We start from the raw sequence: 18,834 nt of genomic DNA, 5'->3' as shown, positions 1-18,834 counted from the left end.
GCTGTGGAGGGCGGAACGATTCAATTAATGGGCATCGCGTTCAGCCTCATCATGATTTTATCGGTATTTTTCATGGTGCGGGCGCGGATGATCCAGGAGAAGTATTCGCTGGTCTGGTTTGTAATCGGACTGTTTACGCTGATTATGTCGGTGTTTAAAGATTTGATGGACTGGTTCTCGCATATCATCGGCGTTTATTACGCGCCGTCCGCTTTTTTTGCGATTCTGATCGCAAGCGCCTATCTGCTGCTGCTGAATATGAGCGTCAGCATATCCGGGCTCAAGGCGCACAACAAGGCGCTCACGCAGGAGCTCGGGCTTACGAAGCTGCGGCTGGATGAGCTGGAAAAAAGACTCAAGGAGGAGGGCCATCATTAAATTCGTTATGCTGTTTGGAAGCGTCCTGATGACCGTGACGGGCAGTACGCTGCTGAAGCTCGGCAGCCGCTCGGTTAGCTTCGACGCTCCGCTGTTCGGCATTCTCCTGAGCTACATCACGACGCCCGCTTTGCTCGCCGGGTTCGCCGCGTATGCGATCGGAGCTTTTCTGTGGGTGTACTGCCTGTCCCAATTCGAGCTGAGCTACGTCACATTCGTGACCAGCTTCCAATACGTGCTGCTGCTGCTCGCGTCCATCTTCATTTTTCAAGAGCATATCAGCATGATGAAGTGGGCCGGATGCGTTGTTATATTGATAGGCGTAGTGATGTGGATGAAAGGATAACGATTCATGCTGAAGTGTGTGGCCTATACCGAACGGATGAGGGACGAATGGGACGAGCTGGCCTGGTCGAAGGGCACCGTATTTCATACGACGGCGTTTCGTCAAATATTGCTTAGCTGTTTCGGCTACCGGTGCCAGTACCGCGCCGTCATCGATGAGAGCGGGCGTCTTCGCGCCATGATTCCGCTCGTAGCCGGGCGCAATTTGACCTTGAAGCAGGTAGCCGTTTCGCTGCCGTTCGTCAATTATTGCGATCTGTGCGCGGACGGGGACGAGTCGTTCCGGTTTGCCGTCGAGTCGGTTAAAGCGCTGAAACGGGAAAGCAAGCTGGGCTACGCCGAGCTGAGGCTGAAAGATCGCCCCCTTGCCGACGAAGCAGGCTGGACCGTGAATACGCATAACTATACGTTCAAGCTGCCTCTTGAGGGCGGCGAGGAGCAGGTGCTGGCGCTGTCCAGCGGGAACAACCGGAACCACGTGCGCAAGGTGTACAAGAACGACTGGTTCGACGTTTCCTTCGATACCGGCCATCTGGACGCGTTCTACCGCGTATATGTCCGGAGAATGAAGCAGCTCGGCTCGCCGGCGCCGGATATCCGCTACTTCCGGGCGTTCTTCGAACGGCTGCCGCGGCATGCGTTTTTGTTAAGCGTGCTGGACAAGACGAGCGGGGACGTTGTCGGCGGCATGTTGCTGCTCGGCAGTCCGGGCAACTCGACGCTTTACTACCCGTATGGAGCGAATCTGATCGAATACAACAACAAATATTTGAACAACTTCATGTACTGGGAAGCGGCGAAGCTCGGGATGAGGAACGGGTACGACTATTTGGACCTCGGCCGCTCGCCGGCCGGCTCCGGGACGTACACGTTCAAGGAGAAGTGGGGCGCGAAGCCGGAGCAGCTCTATTACGCCGTTTACGACGGCGGAGCGGGAGCCGGCGGACCGCCGGACAAGGAAAGCCTCGGCCTGTTCGTCGAGCTGTGGAAGAAGGCGCCTGCCTTTGTCACCGATCTGGCGGGCAAAAAGCTGATTAAATATGTATTCCCCTGAGGCTACGAACTGGAGGACTTTACGCGGATGTCCAATCATAACTGGAAGCAGTATTTTGATAAAAAAGCCGAGGTGCACGGCGCCTCCGTCAAATCATCGGATTATTTCAACGAGAAAAGCTTCTTCATGCAGCGGGAAAATACGCTGCGCTTTCTCGGACCGTGCAAGGGCAAAGTGATTTTGGACGCCGGCTGTGGCGTAGGCGCCTTTAGCGAGCCGCTGGTCGAGCATAATATCGTCTATGGCGTCGACTTTTCCGAGAAAAGCCTGGAATTTGCCGCAGCCCGCGGCTTGAAGACGATGCCCGGCGATTTGACGGCGCTGACGTTCGAGGACGGCAAGTTTGACGTAGTCGTATGCAACGGAGTCATTCAGCTGATCGATCAGTATGAGGACGTCATCAAGGAGCTGGCGCGGGTGACGAAACGCGGCGGCACGCTGCTGGTAGAGACGCTGAACCGGAACTCGCTTCAGCGCAAGCTGCTGAAGCTGTTCGAGAAGGACAAAAAGTTCGACCGCATGTTCGAGATGAACGAGCTGCAGAGCGTGTTTAAGAAATACGGCTTCGAGCATATCGAATTTTTGCATATTTACCATCCGTTCCATTTCGTGACGCAAGGAACTGGACAAGGGGCGCTGGCGAATCAGTTCAGCACTTCGTTTGCAATAAAAGGGAGCAAAGCAAAGTGACACAAATAGCGAATGCGGCTAACATGCTCACCTTCGACATTGAGGAATGGTACCACGCCAATTACGATGGCCTTGCCATGGACGGTGGCGGCAAGTCGACCCACTTCCGGCTCAATATGGAGGAACTGCTCCGGTTGTGCCGGGAGACGAACTCGAAGGCGACGTTTTTCGTGCTGGGCTGTATCGGGGAGATGTATCCCGACGTGGTGAAGGCGATCGCGCGGGAGGGCCACGATGTCGCTTCTCACGGATACGGGCATGAGCTGGCGTACAAGCAGTCTTACGAAGAGTTCTACGAGGACGTCAAGAAATCGGTCGGCATCCTCGAAGGCTTGACCGGCAAACCCGTGCTCGGCTACCGGGCGCCTTCCTGGTCGATCGTGGAGCGCAATCTGCACTACCTCGAAGCGTTGGAGGAGCTCGGGCTCAAATACGATGCCAGCATTTTTCCGGTAAAGACGTTTCTGTACGGCATTCCCGATGCTCCGAGGCATATTCATAGGCCGCGGGTGAACGGCAGGGAGCTGAACCTGTTCGAGGTGCCGATGTCGGTCATGAATATGGCCGGCCGCAATATGGGCTATTCGGGCGGCTTTTACTTCCGGTTTTTCCCCACGTTTTTCATCAAACGGCAAATCGCGCGTGCGAACCGCGAGGGGCATAACTCGATCGTGTATCTGCATCCGCGGGAAATCGACCCGACCGAGCATCGGCTGCAGCTGCCGGCGAAGGAAGGTTTTATTCACTATTACAACGTGCGCGGGACGAAGGCGAAGCTGGAGAGCATTCTCCGCAGCTACAGCTTCACCTCGATTTCGGACCATTTGAAGCGGCAGCACGGGCTGGACGTTTAATGCAAATCCTCTCACCGGTGGTTATACTGGAGGGAGGATTGTTTTTATAAGGGTGGATAGGCGAATGGCTGAACATTTTTTTGAACGCAAGCGGAACGAAGTCGGCGTCTCGCTGAACGAGGTGCAGAGGAGGGCCGTGCAACGTACCGAGGGGCCGCTGCTGCTGCTCGCCTCTCCAGGATCGGGCAAAACGACGACGATCATTATGCGCATCGGGTATTTGCTTGAGGAGAAGGGCGTCGACCCGTCGCGCCTGAAGGCGGTCACGTTCAGCCGGGCGTCGGCGGGCGATATGAAGGAGCGCTTCAAGCGGTTTTTTCCCGGGCTGCCGCCAGACTGCGTCGACTTCTCGACGATTCACAGCCTGGCGTTCGAGATCGCCCGCGACCATTTCCGCCGCACGGGAACGGCGTATCGGCTGATCGAAGGAGAGCTGCAGCCGGAGACGGAGCAGGCTGCGGCAGACAGCATAACGTTGCCGGTACCGGTACTGCACAAGAAAATCATTTTGCGGGAGCTGTACGAACGAATCACGCGTAACCGTCTGACCGACGATCAGATGGAAGAGCTGACGACGTATATCAGCTACGTAAAAAATAAGCTGATTCCGCAGGAAAAGTGGGCGTCGGTCAAGTGCGACGTGCCGGATGCGGAGCGGGTGCTGCGCGAATACGAGACGTTCAAGCGGACGGGGACGGACAAGCTGCTCATCGATTACGACGATATGCTCGTGATCGGCCATGAGGCGCTGGAGCGGGACAAGGCGCTGCTCGGCAAATACCAGCGGCGGTACGACTACGTGCTGACGGACGAAAGCCAGGATACGTCGCTCGTGCAGCATGCGATCATCGAGAAGCTGGTGCGGGCGCACGGCAACCTATGCGTCGTTGCCGACGACGATCAGAGCATTTACGGCTGGCGGGCGGCCGAGCCGCAATATTTGCTCGACTTCAAGCGGACGTATCCGCGCGCGGCGATTCTGAAAATGACGCAAAATTACCGCTCCACGAAGGCGATCGTCGGCGCGGCGAACCGGTTTATCAAGCGCAACAAAAACCGGTACGACAAAACGATGTTTACCGAAAACGAGTCCGGCAAGCCGATCGTCATCCGCAGCTTGTCCGATTACAAATATCAGGCGAAATACGTGGCCGAGCAAATTTCCGGTGTCGAGCATTTGCGCGAGGTCGCCGTGTTGTACCGGAACAATTCGTCGTCCATCGCGCTTATGAACGTGCTGGACAAAAGCGGCATTCCGTTTTATATGAAAGACGGCGACAACCGCTTTTTCTCGCATTGGGTCGTCGAAGACATTCTCAATTTCATGCGGTTGACGTACACGGACAAACGCCCGGAGTTATTCGAAAGCATTCATACGAAATGCATCGGTTATGTTACGAGGCAGCAGATGGCGGCGGTTCGCGATATTCGCAATAACGAATCGGTGTTCGACAATCTGATCGCATATGGCGAACTGAAGGATTATCAGGTGAAACAGCTCCTGGAGGCGAAGGAGACGTTCGCGAATATGCGCGGGGCGGCTCCGCTTGAGGCGATTCGCACGATAAGCGGCAAGCTCGGGTACGAGAAGGCGATCGATAAAATGTGCGAACGGCTCGGGTTTCGCAAAGAGTATTTGATTGGCATCGTAAACGCGCTGGAGGAAATCGCGGAGGGGCTCGCCACGATGGAGGAGTTTGCGAACCGGCTGAAGCATCTCGAGCAGGCGATGAAATCTTCCAGGCACAACAAAGGGACGAACGCTGTTACGCTGTCGACATTTCACAGCGCGAAGGGGCTTGAATTCGAGCGGGTGTACATGATCGATCTGATCGAAGGAATCATTCCGTCCAACGACGATATCAAAAAATTCGAAGGCGGCGAGCCGGCGAATATGGAGGAGGCGGTGCGGCTGTTCTACGTCGGCATGACGCGGGCCAAGTCGCATCTGGAGCTGCTCGCTTACCGCTGGAGAGACGGGGCGAAGACGAAGGAGTCGCGCTTTATGGAGCATATTCGCAAGCTGCAGGCTCCTGCGCCATCCGATCGGCAGGGGGCGCCGCAAAAGGCAGCCTCCCGTTCCCCAAGCCAGACGCCAGCCCCGGCTTCGGCGGCAAGGCGAGCGGAGCCGGCGCGACCGGCGAAAAGGCCGCTGAGCGAGGAATCCCGGCAAACGATCGCCCGCTTGAAGCAGACGGGAAAGGCGTTTCACCGGTCGTTCGGTAGCGGCGAAATCGTGTATATGGACGACGAGACGATTCATATCCGTTTCGAAAAAGGTCTTAAGAAGCTGCTGCTGACCGTATGTGTGGAAACGGGGCTGCTCCGGCCGGTATCCGGTTGACGCAAGTAGGCGAGCTGCTATACAACAAACCTGCCCCGCCTCTTTTCCGATTCGGAAGGGGCGGGGCAGCGCATTGTTTACGTCTTATTCAAACTGAAACGAGAACAGCTCCGCGTCTCTCATCGTTATTTCCATGGTTACGGGTTTCCCGGACAACGCGGCGATGTCTCCGTCGACGAACGGAACCGTTTTGTCCAGTTTATCTCCGAACAGCTCGACCGAATGCAGCGTCCGTTCTTCGGAGACGAGTTTGATGTTCACATAACCTCTCGCAGAGGTGGCGAAATTGATGGACAATCGGCTGCCTTCGAATGTAAACGGGCGGGTAACGACTGTGCTGGGCTTATAACCCAGAACAGCTCTCGGCGATTGCCGATATGGATCATTTCAGACATGGTTATCCTCTCCCGCTCCTATACTTTATTTCTCAATTCTCTTTACCGTTTGGACGGCTCCGCTGTTTTGATGCGACCGGATTAAAGCATCGGCAACATATAGCGAACAGAGGCCGTCGTCGAGCGTACAGACCGGTGCGGCGCCGTATTGAGCGATATCGACGATATGCTCCACCGCGAGCTGAATAAGGCTAACGCGCGCCAGCAGATTCGTCTCCTCGCGTTTCAGCGTCAGGTGTTTGCCTTGAACCGACGCATGCTCCGAAGCCGTGTAGAAGCGGATGTCGTCGCCGGTCCGTAACAGCTCGATTTTGCCCTTGTCGAAGTACAAGTCCATCTCGAACATAAGAAAATGGCGGTCGTCAAACGCCTCCGCGTACCCGGGGACGCCACCATCCAGCGAAAATAAGAAAGAAAACGTCGGGTCATCTTTGCGGTCCATATTCGTAGCGACTTGCCTGACGACTTGGACCTCAGCGATCGGACCCGCTGTAAACCGAATCAGATCAAACAGATGAGAGCCGTTGTTGCCGATCCCTCGCGTATACCGCACATGGATGTTGGTCAATGTGCCGAACTCCCCGGATACCACCGCCTGACGAATTTGACGAACGCCTTCGCTCCATCTTCGCGAAAAATTGACGACAACGGTTCGCTTATAGCGCTTCGCGAGCTCGGCGATTGCCTCCGCCTCCTGAACGGTCGTTGCAACTGGCTTTTCCAGAAAGAGGACGCGTGCTTCCGAACGGGACAGTACCGTCCGCAGCAGCTCCAGTCGCACATGTTCGGGCGTGCAAATGCTGATCAGATCTAGCTGCTGCTCGCTAAGCATCGTATCCAAGTCCATGTAAAACTTCGTCTCCGGCGCGAGCAGGGCGAGCATCTCGCCCTGTTCCCGGCGTACGCCTGCGGCTGCCGCAAACTCGATATGCGGATTCAACCGGTAAGCCAGCGAATGGCTTAATGGCACATGTTTCCTTGGTATATCCGCCTTTAATCCGATATAGCCCAGCCCGATAACGGCCGCACGGTATTTGCTCATCGCGGTTCCTTACCTCGTCAGTCCTATAGGATGGTCTAACCACTTTACGGCGCAAACCTTTAACCAAGGAACGGGGCTTCGACCCTATGGCTATGCGCCCACGCTCCCGGAATGGTTTGCAGACAGTATGGTTACGGGGAAACCTACGGGCTCAAGGACGCGGCATACTGCTTGTTGCGATCGTCGATCATTTGCGACCCTCCCATATCAAGCCAACGCGCCATGATGCCGTCCCAGCTGTCGACGCTTATTTCGCCGTTTAACACCCGCACCTTCTGCTCGCTCAGATAAGCGTTCAGAGCATCGAGCTTCGGATACGATTGCCATTTGGTCGCATCGTAAAACACGCCATAATCGATCGGTTCGAACCGCGGCAGCCGGTTTACCTGCTCACGCTTCAAATTGTACGCAGCGGATGTCCAGGCGTTAACCGGCCATACCGGCTTGCCCGGCCAGTTAATAAACACCGTTTTGTATTTGGCGTAATAATGCGCTTTGGCCAGATCGGTTTTGTCCTCGGCGATAAACTCGACCATCCCGTCCGGAGTCGTCGTGTAGTTGTCGCCTTCGATACCGAACGAGGTCAGCATGTTGCCTTCGTAAGTGCCTTGGTAGTCAAAAAACTTCATAACCGCTTCGGGACTGGCGTTTTTTTTGTAAATGACCCAGACCGAATAAGCGATCGGCGAGGCAGGCAAACGATTGAGTCCTTGTTCGCCCTCCAGCACGACCGGCAAATAGCTGTAGTCCGGCACCGATTTCCTCAGCAGCTCGCCGGCGTTCACAATCGTTCCCGAAAACGTGGCGGCTACCGCTCCTGCCCGGTTGTCGGCAATCAACTCCTGCTGTTTATTTGCCGCCGACAACAGCAGATCCGACCACAAATAGCCTTTCTCGTTCCAATCGGCGAGCTTGGCAAGAAACGCCTTATAGGCGGGATGAAGCTCAGGCGGCTTCAATTTTCCGTCGGCATCTTGCCACCAGGCGTAACCTTGCGGAAGAAAGCTCGAGCCGAGCACGCTCTCCAGCATATTAAACGCGCCGCCCGATGAAACGGTGAGCGGTACGGTGTCCATCTTGCCATTCCCGTCGGGGTCTCGTTCCTTGAACGCTTGCAACACTTGCTCAAATTCGTCTATCGTTCGCGGGAGCTGCAGCTGCAGCTTGGCGAGCCAGTCAGCGCGGATTTGCAGGGCGCTGAGCGTATGCAGACCGTTCTCGATCGGAATGCCGAGTATGTTTCCTTCATACGTCGCCAGCTTGAACGCTTCGGGAACGACGCTTTTCTTGAGATGGCTCCCGTACCGGTCAAGCAGATCGTTGAGCGGCAAAAGGAGCCCTTCGTTAAACGCCTGCACCGCCTCGGTTATCGATAGTTCGGCGAAATCCAGCTGCTCGCCGGAGGATAGCATCGCCGCCCGTTTCGACCTGCACGGCCCGCCTGATCCCTCTTCCGAGAAGGTGATGTGCACATCGGCGCCCGTCTGCTCCAATAGTCGATCATGCACCCGTTTCTCCTCGGCCGTTTGCCGGTCAAAGGACGGATTGCAATTCAGCCCGACGATGCGAATTCCGCTCGAGACCGGTTGGCTGCCGTTCGGACCCGGTTGCTCCGGAGCAGCCGAATCGCAAGAAGCCGCTGCGAGGACAACTAGCAGAAGCATCGCGGCAAGCATCGTTTTGACCTCTCTGTACGAACGCATCGATCCAAGCCCCCTTACGCTCCCAAGCTGACCCGCGGCAGTCGTTACTTCGCTTTCAGCTCCTGCAACTTTTTCGCAGCGCTTTCTTCCGACAGCCGCAAGGCGGTATTCAAGTCGATCTCGCCTTTCATGACCTGATTCATATTCGCTACATACAGCGAGGCAATCGGCATTTCATTGACGCTTTTATACGGAACTTCCGCCAGTTTGTTGTAGAAGTAGGCGTTCCAGTTTTTATCCTTCACCTTCGTATCCTGACCGAACACTTTCCTGACGTCCAAATTTTTCAACACCGGCATAAAGCCTTTTCTGGCGACTTCGGTCTGGAATTCGTCCGATACGAGATACTTCAGCATTTCCATCGCCGCATCTGCGGTATTTTTGCTTTTGGCCATTCGAGTAATGCCGAAATATTGAGTATACGGCTGTCCCCCTACATTCGGCAAATCTTGGAACGACGGAAGCGCCACCCAATCCCAGTTGAACTTGCTCAATTGATCTTCACGGCTATTGGCCGCGAAGGCGGTGATGCCGCCAATCATCGCGACCTCCTGATCTTTGAAAAAGCCGTCGATGACCTCATGTTTCTTCAAATATTCCTGAATGCCGGGTACCTCGGAGGGAGCGATCAGCAGCGTTTGGTAAAATTTCTTCCAGCGTTCATCCCGGTTGATCGTTGGCGTCCCCGTCTTCTCGTCAACGAGCGGGATGGACAGCGGATTCATGGACAGCATGTAATTGGTAAACGGCACGTATCCGGCGTATGTTTTATCGCCTTCGGTCCGGGTCAGCTTGCGTGACATATCGATAATTTCTCCCCAGGTGATGCCGTTTTTCGGATAGGGGACGCCGAATTTATCGAGAATGTCTTTGTTGTACATGATGCCGAGCGTATCAGTAATGACGGGAAGCGCATACATGCCGTAGCTCGAATTCCGGATACCGCTGATGACCGACGGGTCAATCCGGTTCAGATCGAGCTGGTGCTGCTTAATCAGCTCGGACATGTCAAACTGCAGATCGTAGGAGATGAACTCGTTTTCGAAATACCCGACATAGGCGAAATAAACGTCGTAATGCGTATTGGAGGCGAGCATGCCGGGAACGTCCATCCCTTTGCCCGTGTTTTGGATGTACTTGATCGTGTAGTTGGGAAATTTCTTTCTGAGGCTGTTGCCGAACCGATTGTCGAAGTCGGCCGGCGTCATTCCGTTCTGTGCATAAAATACAACTTCGACGGGCTCTTTCGGTTTTCCTTCCAGCGCCGTTTTGTTCTTGTCCAGGCTTCCGCTGTCGGTTTTATCGCCGCCGGTCGCGGCAGTACCGCCTCCACTGCAGCTTGCCAGCAGCATAGCGGCGGCCAGCAGCGTGGGCGGAATCGCCGTAAAACGTCTCTCCTTCTTCATCGGACCATCCCCTTCAGTTTTCATCGAACGATTCCGGCCCCGGACGCCGGAACAATTTCAACCTACCCTTCATTGATGGTCTTTTCAATCACAATATATTAAAACCGTTGCAGTGAGCGGCTTCCAAGCCCAAGTTCAACGAGTTGAATATTGTGTTATATTCCCCCGAAAGTGAAGAGAAGCTCTGAAGCGTATTCCGAATACTTTCGGGGGAGCCCCCGTGATACTGTTCCCCCAAAAGTGAAGAGAAGCTTCGCAGCTTATTCCGAATACTTCCGGGGGAGCCCCCAACCGAGAAGTAAAAAAGCCGACAGCTGGTTCCTGTCGGCTTGCGAGTTGGACAATCGGTCAGCTTTCGGCGAGTTGCGGCTTTTTCTCCGTGTTCCGCGTAAACAACAGCTCTCTGTACTCGGAAGCGGTGATGCCGGTGTACTGCTTGAACACTTTGGCAAAATAGCTATTGCTGTTAAAGCCGGATCTTGTGCCGATGTCGGCGATTTTCGTCCGGGTGTCCGCCAGCAGCCGCTTCGCTTCCTCGATACGGATTTCGTTCAAATATTCGATCGGCGTGCGGTTATACCTTTTTTTACATACGGTTATCAAATGCTGCTTGGATATGCCGAGATGCTCGGCCATCTCATCCAGCGAGAAGTTTTCCGTGTAATGCGCGGCGATATAGTCATGGATTCGGCCTGCATAATCTTTCGTTTCCTCGGCATAATCGCGGAAGCTATAAAACTTCGCAAACAGGAACTGTTTCACTGCGGTGACGTTCATAATCCCTTTGTCCGTAATAAGCTGGTTTAATTCATTTAAGAACGATAGGCTGTGCTGGCCGAACATGCGAAGCAGCAGCGAAACCGTCTGATAAAAATTAAGATTATACTCCACGACAGTTTGCTGCTCGGAAAATAAAGCGTTCAGCGCCTCCGTAAAACTCCGTTCGTTTTGCTGCCGGATTGCCAGCTCCAACTCCTCGATCGCGGCGGCTTTCATCGGAACCTCATAGTCCATCGGCAGCTTGTTGAAACAGTAAACCGGACTGTCTCCCGTATAAATGCGCCCAATGTTGTAAGCGTACAGCGCTTCAATATAAGAGGTATGAACGTCTTCCAAGGAATGAATGCCGCCGACGCTGATGATAACCGACTCCAGCTCGGCAGGTTCCAGCGTAAGCAAAAGCTCGGTCATAAACCGGTTCATATCTTCATGCTCGAGCTGGAACAGGACGACATCATCCCCGCTTCGTTCCTTGAACAGCTCCAAGCGGAACGCTGCGGACGCAGTTAGGCGCTGCTGAATGTGCTGAATCTGGGAAGCGGCAGCTTTCCCGGCTTTTTTTCCTTCTAGCGAATGCTTCGGGGTCATGATCGCTACGACAAGATTAGGCGACATCTCGGGCCATCGTCGAACGAGGTCCGGACAAACCGGGGTTTCCCCGCGAATGAAACGGCCAAGCAGCGATCTTCTTAGCTGCTCTTCGTTTTCCGTCATTCTGGCGACAACGCTGCGGAACGGCTTATACAGCTCGCGGGCCCCAAACAAGATAAATACGGACATGACACCGATGACGGTGAACAATACAGCCAGCACTTTATTTTTGAGGGCGCTTACCTCTTTATACAACAGCTGCGTATGCACTTCGCGGACTAAAGCCCAGTCAAACGTTTGAAGCTCGATCCGGTCGACTTGAATATTGGTGTTTCCCATTTGATCCGGCAGCGTTGTACCGATCAACGACTTGTCGCGGTGGTACACGACCGTGCCTGTGGCATCGGTCAGATAGTAATTGTACAATTCTGCGTCGGCATTCAGCTCGCTCAGGAAGGACGTATACATTTTATCCAAGTCTACATGAAAGATGATATAGTTCGGTTCTTTTTGCAGTCCGGGGAGCTTCTGCACGATGGAGGCCATCTGTTTGCTTGGCTTCGAGTATCCGGTCTTAATCTCGTACTGGTATAAAGGGATTTGCGGCGTTTGCGAGGCAATCCACGGAATGGCGCTTCGTTCCGGATTACGCTCGATTCCGTAATTGGAAATAAGCAGCGACCGGTCGGCGCCGTTATACAGCATATATTCGGTGACGTAGGGGCTGGCGTACAAAAGCTTGTTCAGCTCCAGCCACGCCTTCCACTGCTCCGTCGCCGTCTGCAAATTGGCAAAGCGGGCGTCGCCGGCGGTCTTGCTGGCGAAATCCATAATCTGCTGCAGCATCCGCTCCATCAGCGTTCCGGTGCGGGTCAGTTCGGTTCCGTTTCTCGCATCGACCAGACGGATCGTTTGCTTCATAAACAGATTCGTGTTGTAAGCGCTTGACAACAAAGCCGGAACAAGCGACACGACGATCAGCACAATCGCCACCCGGTACATATAGGAGCGGATATCCCGTTTCAACGCCGATTCCCCCTTTATGAATGAAAAAAAGGAGCCCAAGCTGATTCTTCCAGTTCAAAGACAAGTGGTAATACCATAATATAGGATATGCTTTTAGTCTACTGGTTTTACCTGAAATCGTCAATCGCCAAATAAAATCGAAGCTTACGCGAGTTCGCTGCCGAAGTAAACTACGAAATTGGCGAATATGAACGCTTTTTGAACGAGAAATTGTGGTGGAAACGGATTCATCGCAGAATTGCATATCGGATCGGCAAGCAAGCTTTCCGATGCTGCGATTTTCGCTGTTGTTGAGAAAAGTAAAGAAATAACGAGCATCATAGCGTATTCTGAAGATCGTATCGGGTGTTGCTGCTGCGAAAGTCTGTTTATGCCGGAATCGGAAGTCCGGCTCTCTTTACAGAACGGTTCGGCAAGCGTAATATTCGGTTCATCCAATCCAAATAAAGTTTCCTGATTCTGGTCGCTGAGTTTCTTGGGGATGACTACCAAGAAAGCGGGGGAACCAACAAGTGGCGCGGGAAGCGGTGTGAGAGCCGTCTTCGCCGTCACAGGGGTGAATCGGCGTGCGAAAATCCATAGTTTTTCGTACCCGTAGGGCGACTCTCACCGCCCGAATCCGACAGCTAACCTCGTAAGCGTAACACGGCATTCGACAGGTGCAAACGATATTGTTGTTCGCCTGTGGTCCGGTGCCGTATAGGGAGAGAGGATGATGAAGCTTGTGAACCGTTAACGTGCGGCCACAGGGTTTATGCCTCTGTGGTTTTTGCTGTGCCTGTGTATGAAAAAGGTTTTCAAGAAAGTGACCGACCAATCGCTGAATCCTTGAATGGAAAAGGAACGGGGGAACCAACCGGAAGCCGCTTCGGCGTCTTCCACGGGGTGAATCCTTTGGCGGCAAGATGCCGAAGGTAGGGCGACTCTCACGCCCGAATCCGACAGCTAACCTCGCAAGCGTAAACGAGAGAGGCCACCATCGCCGTGCGTTTCAGGTGAACAGCGGGATTGTTCCCGCATGTCCCGAAGAAGCCGCGATAGGAGCTTCCGCTCTTGTCGCAGGCTTCTTTTTGTTGTGCCGGCGTAAAGCGGTCTTCAGAATCAGGAGGAGAAAAGCCAAGTGGAGAAACGGCAGGACATCATTCTCGTATCGGCCCCGAACAAGGCGGGCGAACGGTTTATTCGCGGGCTGCAGCAGATCGGGCAACCCGTCGCCGGTCTCGCCAACAGCATTAGAGAGCAGGAACGGCTCAAGGAGCTCGGGGTGAAAACAATCGCCGTAGTGGATACGGCTAACGAGAACACATGGGTCATCCCGGATTTTCCGGTCGGCAGCGTTTATTTGTTCGAGAGCAGTCTTAATCTCAGCTGCCGGTATATTCGCGTATGCCGAAGCTGGACCGCGAAATCGATCTATGTCATTACAGGCTCGGGAAATCCGAGGTTGATTTATAAGGTGCTGGGAGCCGACTATGTCGTTCATACGACGACCGACAAAGTTTCATTTCTCTTGGAGTCGGTTCTGAAATAAGGTTCAACAAGTTATGGAGGGATAGAGAATGCAGGATATTCTCATGCTTATCATTCTTGCGGCAAGTTACTTGCTGTTTGCAGGTTTTCTGAAATGGTGCGGCAGTGTGATTCGGGAGAAGGAGGGGACGCGCGGATGATCGTCGTTTATGCTTTCACGGTGGTTGTATTCGCGTATCTCGTCTACGCGCTGCTGCATCCGGAGAAATTTTAACGAAAGGTACCTGAGGGAGGGCATCGTCTACTATGGGCGTTTTGCAAATAGCTGTCGTCATCGCTATGTTGGTGCTGCTGGTGAAGCCGCTGGGCACCTATTTATATAACGTATTTCGCAATGAGCCGAACCGGACCGACAAGCTGTTCGGTTTCGCGGAACGGCCGATCTTCGCGCTGATCGGGCTGAAAGATCGCAGGGGCATGACATGGCAAACGTACGGTCTCAGCTTTATCGCGACCAATATCGTGCTCGTCGCCGTTTGCTACCTCATTATTAGAATGCAGAAATGGCTGCCGTTTAATCCCGGCGGTATCGATAATATGGAGCCGACGCTATCGTTTAATACGGTGATCAGCTTCATGACGAACACGAATCTGCAGCATTACAGCGGAGAGACGGGCTTGTCGTACTTTTCGCAAATGGCAGTCATCACGATGATGATGTTCACATCGGCGGCAACCGGCCTGTGCGTGGCCATCGCCTTCATCCGCGCGGTTACGAGCAGGGGACAGACGCTCGGAAACTTTTTCGAAGATTTCGTCAAGGCGATTGTGCGGGTGTTTTTGCCGCTTGCCTTCGTTGTTGCGCTTGTGCTAGTTGCGCTCCAGGTGCCGCAGACGCTAAAGCCCGCCATTACGGTGACGGGACTTGAAGGGCAGGAGCAACACATCGCAATTGGGCCTGTCGCCGCACTCGAGTCGATCAAACATCTCGGCACGAACGGCGGCGGCTTTTTCGGAGCGAACTCGTCCCATCCGTTCGAAAATCCGAATCCGCTCACGAACGTGATCGAAATCCTATCGATGTGGTGCTTCGGGGCGGCGCTCCCGCACACGTACGGCTTGTTTGCCAAAAACCGCAAGCAGGGCTGGGTCATTTTCTCGGCGATGATGATCTTGTTTCTGGCTTTCCTGTCGCTCGCGTACGTATCCGAATCGAACGGCAGCCCGGTCATGAACCGGCTCGGCATCGACTCGTCGCAGGGCAGCATGGAAGGCAAGGAGGTGCGCTTCGGCATCGCTCAGTCGGCGTTGTTCACGACCGTTACGACCGCAGCCACGACCGGCTCGGTCAACAACATGCATGACACGCTCACCCCGCTCGGGAGCATTACGCCGCTTGCGCTCATGATGCTGAACAACGTGTTCGGCGGCAAAGGCGTCGGTCTCGTCAATATGCTTATGTATGCGATGTTGGCCGTATTTCTCGCCGGTTTGATGGTCGGACGGACGCCCGAGTTTCTCGGAAGGAAGTTGGAGGCCCGCGAGATGAAGCTGATCGCCGTAGCCATACTGGTCCATCCGCTCATTATTCTCGCACCGACGGCGCTTGCCCTTATTACGAATGCGGGGACGGCAGCGATTACGAATACCGGCTTTCATGGTATTTCACAAGTGCTGTACGAATATACGTCCTCGGCGGCGAACAACGGCTCCGGCTTCGAAGGACTTGGCGACAACACGCCGTTCTGGAACCTATCAACCGGTCTCGTCATGTTATTCGGCCGGTATATATCGATGATTGCGATGCTTGCGGTAGGAGGCTCTCTGCTTCGGAAAATGTGGGTGCCGGAGACGATCGGCACGTTCCGTACCGATAACGGCTTGTTCGTCGGCATTCTGGTCGGGGTCGTGCTGATTATCGGCGCGCTCACGTTTCTGCCTGCGATTGTGCTCGGACCGATAGCCGAACATTTGACGATTCGTTAATAAGGAACAAGGAAGAGGGGAACAACCGACTATGGCAACGACTCGAAACAAGCTGCTGACTGCGGCGATCGTGAGACGTGCGATATGGGACAGCTTCGTCAAACTGAATCCAGTGCAAATGATGAAAAATCCGGTTATGTTCGTGGTGGAGATCGGCACGTTTATCGTCCTGCTGATGACCTTGATTCCGGGCTATTTCGGGACCGAGGAAAGCATAGGCTTCAATCTGACCGTATTTTTGATCTTGCTCTTTACGGTGCTGTTCGCCAATTTTGCGGAAGCATTGGCCGAAGGTCGCGGCAAGGCGCAGGCGGATTCGCTCAAGCAGTCGAAAAAACAGATTACCGCGAACAAAGTCTCAGGCGTCTCCGTCAAGCAGGTGCCTTCCACCGAGCTGCGCAAGGGCGATATCGTCCTCGTCTCGCAAGGGGAGATGATTCCCGGCGACGGCGAGGTGATCGAAGGGCTCGCGTCCGTCGACGAATCGGCGATTACGGGGGAATCCGCTCCGGTCATCAAGGAAGCTGGCGGAGATTTCAGCTCGGTAACGGGCGGTACCCGGGTTGTAAGCGACCGGATTACGGTACGCATTACGAGCGATCCCGGCGAGTCGTTCATCGACCGGATGATCGCGCTTGTGGAAGGGGCGCAGCGGCAAAAAACGCCGAACGAAATCGCGCTGAACACGCTGCTGACGACGCTGACGCTTATTTTCCTGATTGTCGTCGTGACTCTCGCGCCGCTGGCGAACTATTTAAATATCGAGCTAACCGTCCCGGTGCTCATCTCGCTGCTCGTATGTTTGATCCCGACGACGATCGGCGGCTTGCTATCCGCTATCGGGATTGCCGGGATGGACCGCGTCACGCGGTTTAACGTCCTTGCGATGTCGGGCAAAGCGGTGGAGGCGTCGGGCGACATCGGCACGATGATCCTCGACAAAACCGGTACGATTACGTTCGGCAACCGGATGGCGAGCGAGTTTGTTCCTGTAGGCGCGTCATCGATGAATACCGTGGCCGAATGGGCGGCGATCAGCTCGATTAAGGATGAAACGCCGGAAGGCCGCTCCGTTCTGGAGCTGATGAAGAAGAACGGCCTCGCCTACGACATGGCACTCGCAACGGGCGGCGAGTTTATCGAATTCAAAGCGGAAACCCGGATGAGCGGGATCGATCTGCCGAACGGCCGCAAAGTGCGCAAAGGAGCGGTCGACGCTGTTAAGAAGTGGGTAGAATCGCAGGGCGGGGACGTTCCGTCCGACCTGGAAGCGAAAGGAAACGCCATAGCAAGAGTTGGCGGCACGCCGCTCGCCGTCGCGGTGGACGGACAAGTGTACGGCCTCATTTATTTGAAGGATACGGTCAAACCCGGGATGAAGGAACGATTCGAACAGCTCCGGCAAATGGGAATCAAAACGATCATGTGTACGGGCGACAATCCGCTGACGGCCGCCACGATCGCGCGGGAAGCGGGTGTGGACGATTTTATCGCGGAGAGTAAGCCGGAGGACAAAATCGCCGTCATCCGCAGAGAGCAGGCGGAGGGCAAGCTCGTCGCCATGACCGGCGACGGCACGAACGACGCTCCCGCACTGGCGCAGGCGGACGTGGGGCTGGCGATGAACAGCGGTACGGTGGCGGCCAAGGAAGCAGCCAATATGGTCGATCTGGACTCCGACCCGTCGAAATTGATCGAGGTCGTGGCGATCGGCAAACAGCTGCTGATGACTCGCGGGGCGCTGACGACGTTCAGCATCTCCAACGACGTGGCCAAATATTTTGCCATCATTCCTGCGATGTTTACGCTCGCCATTCCGCAGATGGAGGCTCTTAACGTCATGAAGCTTGGTTCGCCGCTGTCGGCGATTTTATCGGCGTTAATCTTTAATGCCATTATTATTCCGCTGCTCATCCCGCTCGCCATGAAAGGCGTCAAATACAAGCCGATGAGCTCGAGCAAGCTGCTGCAGCGCAACATTTTCGTATACGGCGTAGGCGGAATCGTTGTCCCGTTCGTCGGGATCAAGCTGATCGACCTTGTCGTTCATGTGTGGATTTGACCCGAATCGTTGAGGCGGTTAATAGAAAGAGAGGTAGAATAGAAATGAACAAAGCGGCAGAAGCCCAATCCGAGACGGCGCGAATGTCCCTGGGAGTCGTCATCCGAATAAGTCTTGTTTTTATCGTACTGTGCGGAATCGTATACCCGCTCGTTACTACGGGGGCGGCGCAATTGCTGTTCCCGGGCAGGGCGAACGGAAGTTTGATCCGCACAAGCGATGGAACGGCGGTGGGCTCGGCTTTAATCGGGCAAACCTTTAACGACCCTAAGCATTTTCAGAGCCGGGTGTCGAGTATCGATTACAAAGCGGAGGCGTCGGGCTCGAACAACTATGCCCCTTCGAACGCGGATTTGCTGGCGAGAACCGAGAAGACGATCGAAGATTGGAAGATTAGCAACCCGGACGTGCCGGTAAGCCGGCTGCCGATCGCTTTGATCACGAACTCGGGGTCCGGGCTCGACCCGCATATTACTCCGCAGTCCGCTGAAGTGCAGGTGCCGCGAATCAGCAAGCAAACCGGCTTATCCGCCGAGCGACTTCATCAGCTGATCGAAGACGCGACCGAGGGACGCGATCTCGGCGTATTCGGGGAGCCTCGCGTAAATGTGCTGAAGCTGAATATGGCTCTGGACGAACTGCTTCGCAAATAAGAAACGGCCGGACGAGGCTTCTTCGGGCTTCTGTCCGGCTTTTCCGGCTGTTTGC

General features: G+C 54.7%; 17 protein-coding genes and 2 riboswitches. Of the genes, 11 read left to right on the top strand and 6 right to left on the bottom strand.

The annotated features are described in order from the left end of the window. Positions 1-3: 3 nt before the first annotated feature. The 6 genes from D7M11_RS23395 (at position 4) to D7M11_RS23370 (ending at position 5,665) form a co-directional block, all read left to right on the top strand. Complete coding sequence (locus tag D7M11_RS23395) at positions 4-378, top strand: DUF2304 domain-containing protein (RefSeq protein ID WP_120749693.1); 375 nt, start codon at positions 4-6, stop codon at positions 376-378. Positions 379-385: 7 nt separating this feature from the next. After that, positions 386-724 (top strand): EamA family transporter, encoded by a 339-nt coding sequence (locus tag D7M11_RS23390; protein ID WP_120749692.1) that lies wholly within the window; start codon positions 386-388, stop codon positions 722-724. Between the two features lie 6 nt (positions 725-730). After that, positions 731-1,777, top strand: coding sequence for a GNAT family N-acetyltransferase (locus tag D7M11_RS23385; RefSeq protein ID WP_120749691.1), 1,047 nt, complete (start codon positions 731-733; stop codon positions 1,775-1,777). Between the two features lie 27 nt (positions 1,778-1,804). Continuing rightward, complete coding sequence (locus tag D7M11_RS23380; RefSeq protein WP_120749690.1) at positions 1,805-2,467, top strand: class I SAM-dependent methyltransferase; 663 nt, start codon at positions 1,805-1,807, stop codon at positions 2,465-2,467. Continuing rightward, a complete protein-coding gene (locus D7M11_RS23375) occupies positions 2,464-3,321 on the top strand; it encodes a DUF3473 domain-containing protein (protein ID WP_205127103.1) in 858 nt (285 codons plus the stop codon). The genes D7M11_RS23380 and D7M11_RS23375 overlap by 4 nt, the downstream gene beginning before the upstream one ends. A 64-nt stretch (positions 3,322-3,385) precedes the next feature. Next, positions 3,386-5,665 (top strand): ATP-dependent helicase, encoded by a 2,280-nt coding sequence (locus D7M11_RS23370; protein WP_120749689.1) that lies wholly within the window; start codon positions 3,386-3,388, stop codon positions 5,663-5,665. Between the two features lie 84 nt (positions 5,666-5,749). Here D7M11_RS23370 and D7M11_RS23365 read toward each other — a convergent pair whose 3' ends face one another. From D7M11_RS23365 to D7M11_RS23340, 6 genes are all read right to left on the bottom strand, one after another. Next, on the bottom strand, positions 5,750-5,962 hold the full coding sequence (locus D7M11_RS23365; RefSeq protein WP_120749688.1) for a hypothetical protein: 213 nt from the start codon (positions 5,960-5,962) through the stop codon (positions 5,750-5,752). A 123-nt stretch (positions 5,963-6,085) separates the two neighbouring features. Then, on the bottom strand, positions 6,086-7,102 hold the full coding sequence (locus tag D7M11_RS23360; protein ID WP_120749687.1) for a Gfo/Idh/MocA family protein: 1,017 nt from the start codon (positions 7,100-7,102) through the stop codon (positions 6,086-6,088). 143 nt (positions 7,103-7,245) lie between these two features. Further along, positions 7,246-8,805, bottom strand: a complete 1,560-nt coding sequence (locus tag D7M11_RS23355) for an extracellular solute-binding protein (RefSeq protein ID WP_120749686.1) — start codon at positions 8,803-8,805, stop codon at positions 7,246-7,248. Between the two features lie 44 nt (positions 8,806-8,849). Beyond that, positions 8,850-10,211: an ABC transporter substrate-binding protein gene (locus D7M11_RS23350; RefSeq protein ID WP_158606786.1), complete on the bottom strand. Its 1,362-nt coding sequence runs from the start codon at positions 10,209-10,211 to the stop codon at positions 8,850-8,852. A 348-nt stretch (positions 10,212-10,559) separates the two neighbouring features. Then, entirely contained in the window at positions 10,560-12,608 is a 2,049-nt protein-coding gene (locus D7M11_RS23345) for a helix-turn-helix transcriptional regulator (RefSeq protein WP_120749684.1), read from the bottom strand. A 144-nt stretch (positions 12,609-12,752) separates the two neighbouring features. Then, on the bottom strand, positions 12,753-13,100 hold the full coding sequence (locus D7M11_RS23340) for a hypothetical protein (RefSeq protein ID WP_240041270.1): 348 nt from the start codon (positions 13,098-13,100) through the stop codon (positions 12,753-12,755). Next, a riboswitch (cyclic di-AMP (ydaO/yuaA leader) is annotated at positions 13,063-13,264 on the top strand. Its footprint overlaps the gene before it by 38 nt. Before the next feature lie 152 nt (positions 13,265-13,416). Continuing rightward, positions 13,417-13,583: riboswitch (cyclic di-AMP (ydaO/yuaA leader) on the top strand. A gap of 145 nt (positions 13,584-13,728) precedes the next feature. Here D7M11_RS23340 and D7M11_RS23335 point away from each other — a divergent pair. The 5 genes from D7M11_RS23335 to kdpC all read left to right on the top strand — a co-directional run bounded on the left by D7M11_RS23335 (position 13,729) and on the right by kdpC (position 18,779). Next, positions 13,729-14,139, top strand: coding sequence for a hypothetical protein (locus D7M11_RS23335; RefSeq protein WP_120749682.1), 411 nt, complete (start codon positions 13,729-13,731; stop codon positions 14,137-14,139). A 93-nt stretch (positions 14,140-14,232) separates the two neighbouring features. After that, the gene (locus D7M11_RS38145) at positions 14,233-14,352 is read left to right on the top strand and encodes a potassium-transporting ATPase subunit F (RefSeq protein WP_120749681.1); all 120 of its coding nucleotides are present in this window, start codon (positions 14,233-14,235) and stop codon (positions 14,350-14,352) included. Positions 14,353-14,384: 32 nt separating this feature from the next. Beyond that, positions 14,385-16,064, top strand: a complete 1,680-nt coding sequence (gene kdpA, locus D7M11_RS23325) for a potassium-transporting ATPase subunit KdpA (protein ID WP_120749680.1) — start codon at positions 14,385-14,387, stop codon at positions 16,062-16,064. A 31-nt stretch (positions 16,065-16,095) separates the two neighbouring features. Continuing rightward, positions 16,096-18,126, top strand: coding sequence for a potassium-transporting ATPase subunit KdpB (gene kdpB / locus D7M11_RS23320; RefSeq protein ID WP_120749679.1), 2,031 nt, complete (start codon positions 16,096-16,098; stop codon positions 18,124-18,126). Between the two features lie 44 nt (positions 18,127-18,170). After that, on the top strand, positions 18,171-18,779 hold the full coding sequence (gene kdpC, locus D7M11_RS23315; protein ID WP_120749678.1) for a potassium-transporting ATPase subunit KdpC: 609 nt from the start codon (positions 18,171-18,173) through the stop codon (positions 18,777-18,779). Positions 18,780-18,834 lie beyond the last annotated feature (55 nt).

Source organism: Paenibacillus ginsengarvi, assembly GCF_003626695.1.
GTDB lineage: Bacteria > Bacillota > Bacilli > Paenibacillales > NBRC-103111 > Paenibacillus_AB > Paenibacillus_AB ginsengarvi.
This window is presented reverse-complemented; position numbering and strand designations above follow the sequence as displayed.

Excerpts from the sequence above, each read along its gene's own strand:
- D7M11_RS23390 (WP_120749692.1), top strand. The coding sequence starts at position 386 with ATGCTGTTTGGAAGCGTCCTGATGACCGTGACGGGCAGTACGCTGCTG.
- D7M11_RS23385 (WP_120749691.1), top strand. The coding sequence starts at position 731 with ATGCTGAAGTGTGTGGCCTATACCGAACGGATGAGGGACGAATGGGAC.
- D7M11_RS23380 (WP_120749690.1), top strand. The coding sequence starts at position 1,805 with ATGTCCAATCATAACTGGAAGCAGTATTTTGATAAAAAAGCCGAGGTG.
- D7M11_RS23370 (WP_120749689.1), top strand. The coding sequence starts at position 3,386 with ATGGCTGAACATTTTTTTGAACGCAAGCGGAACGAAGTCGGCGTCTCG.
- D7M11_RS23360 (WP_120749687.1), bottom strand. The coding sequence starts at position 7,102 with ATGAGCAAATACCGTGCGGCCGTTATCGGGCTGGGCTATATCGGATTA.
- D7M11_RS23355 (WP_120749686.1), bottom strand. The coding sequence starts at position 8,805 with ATGCGTTCGTACAGAGAGGTCAAAACGATGCTTGCCGCGATGCTTCTG.
- D7M11_RS23350 (WP_158606786.1), bottom strand. The coding sequence starts at position 10,211 with ATGAAGAAGGAGAGACGTTTTACGGCGATTCCGCCCACGCTGCTGGCC.
- D7M11_RS38145 (WP_120749681.1), top strand. The coding sequence starts at position 14,233 with ATGGTGCGGCAGTGTGATTCGGGAGAAGGAGGGGACGCGCGGATGATC.
- kdpA (WP_120749680.1), top strand. The coding sequence starts at position 14,385 with ATGGGCGTTTTGCAAATAGCTGTCGTCATCGCTATGTTGGTGCTGCTG.
- kdpB (WP_120749679.1), top strand. The coding sequence starts at position 16,096 with ATGGCAACGACTCGAAACAAGCTGCTGACTGCGGCGATCGTGAGACGT.
- kdpC (WP_120749678.1), top strand. The coding sequence starts at position 18,171 with ATGAACAAAGCGGCAGAAGCCCAATCCGAGACGGCGCGAATGTCCCTG.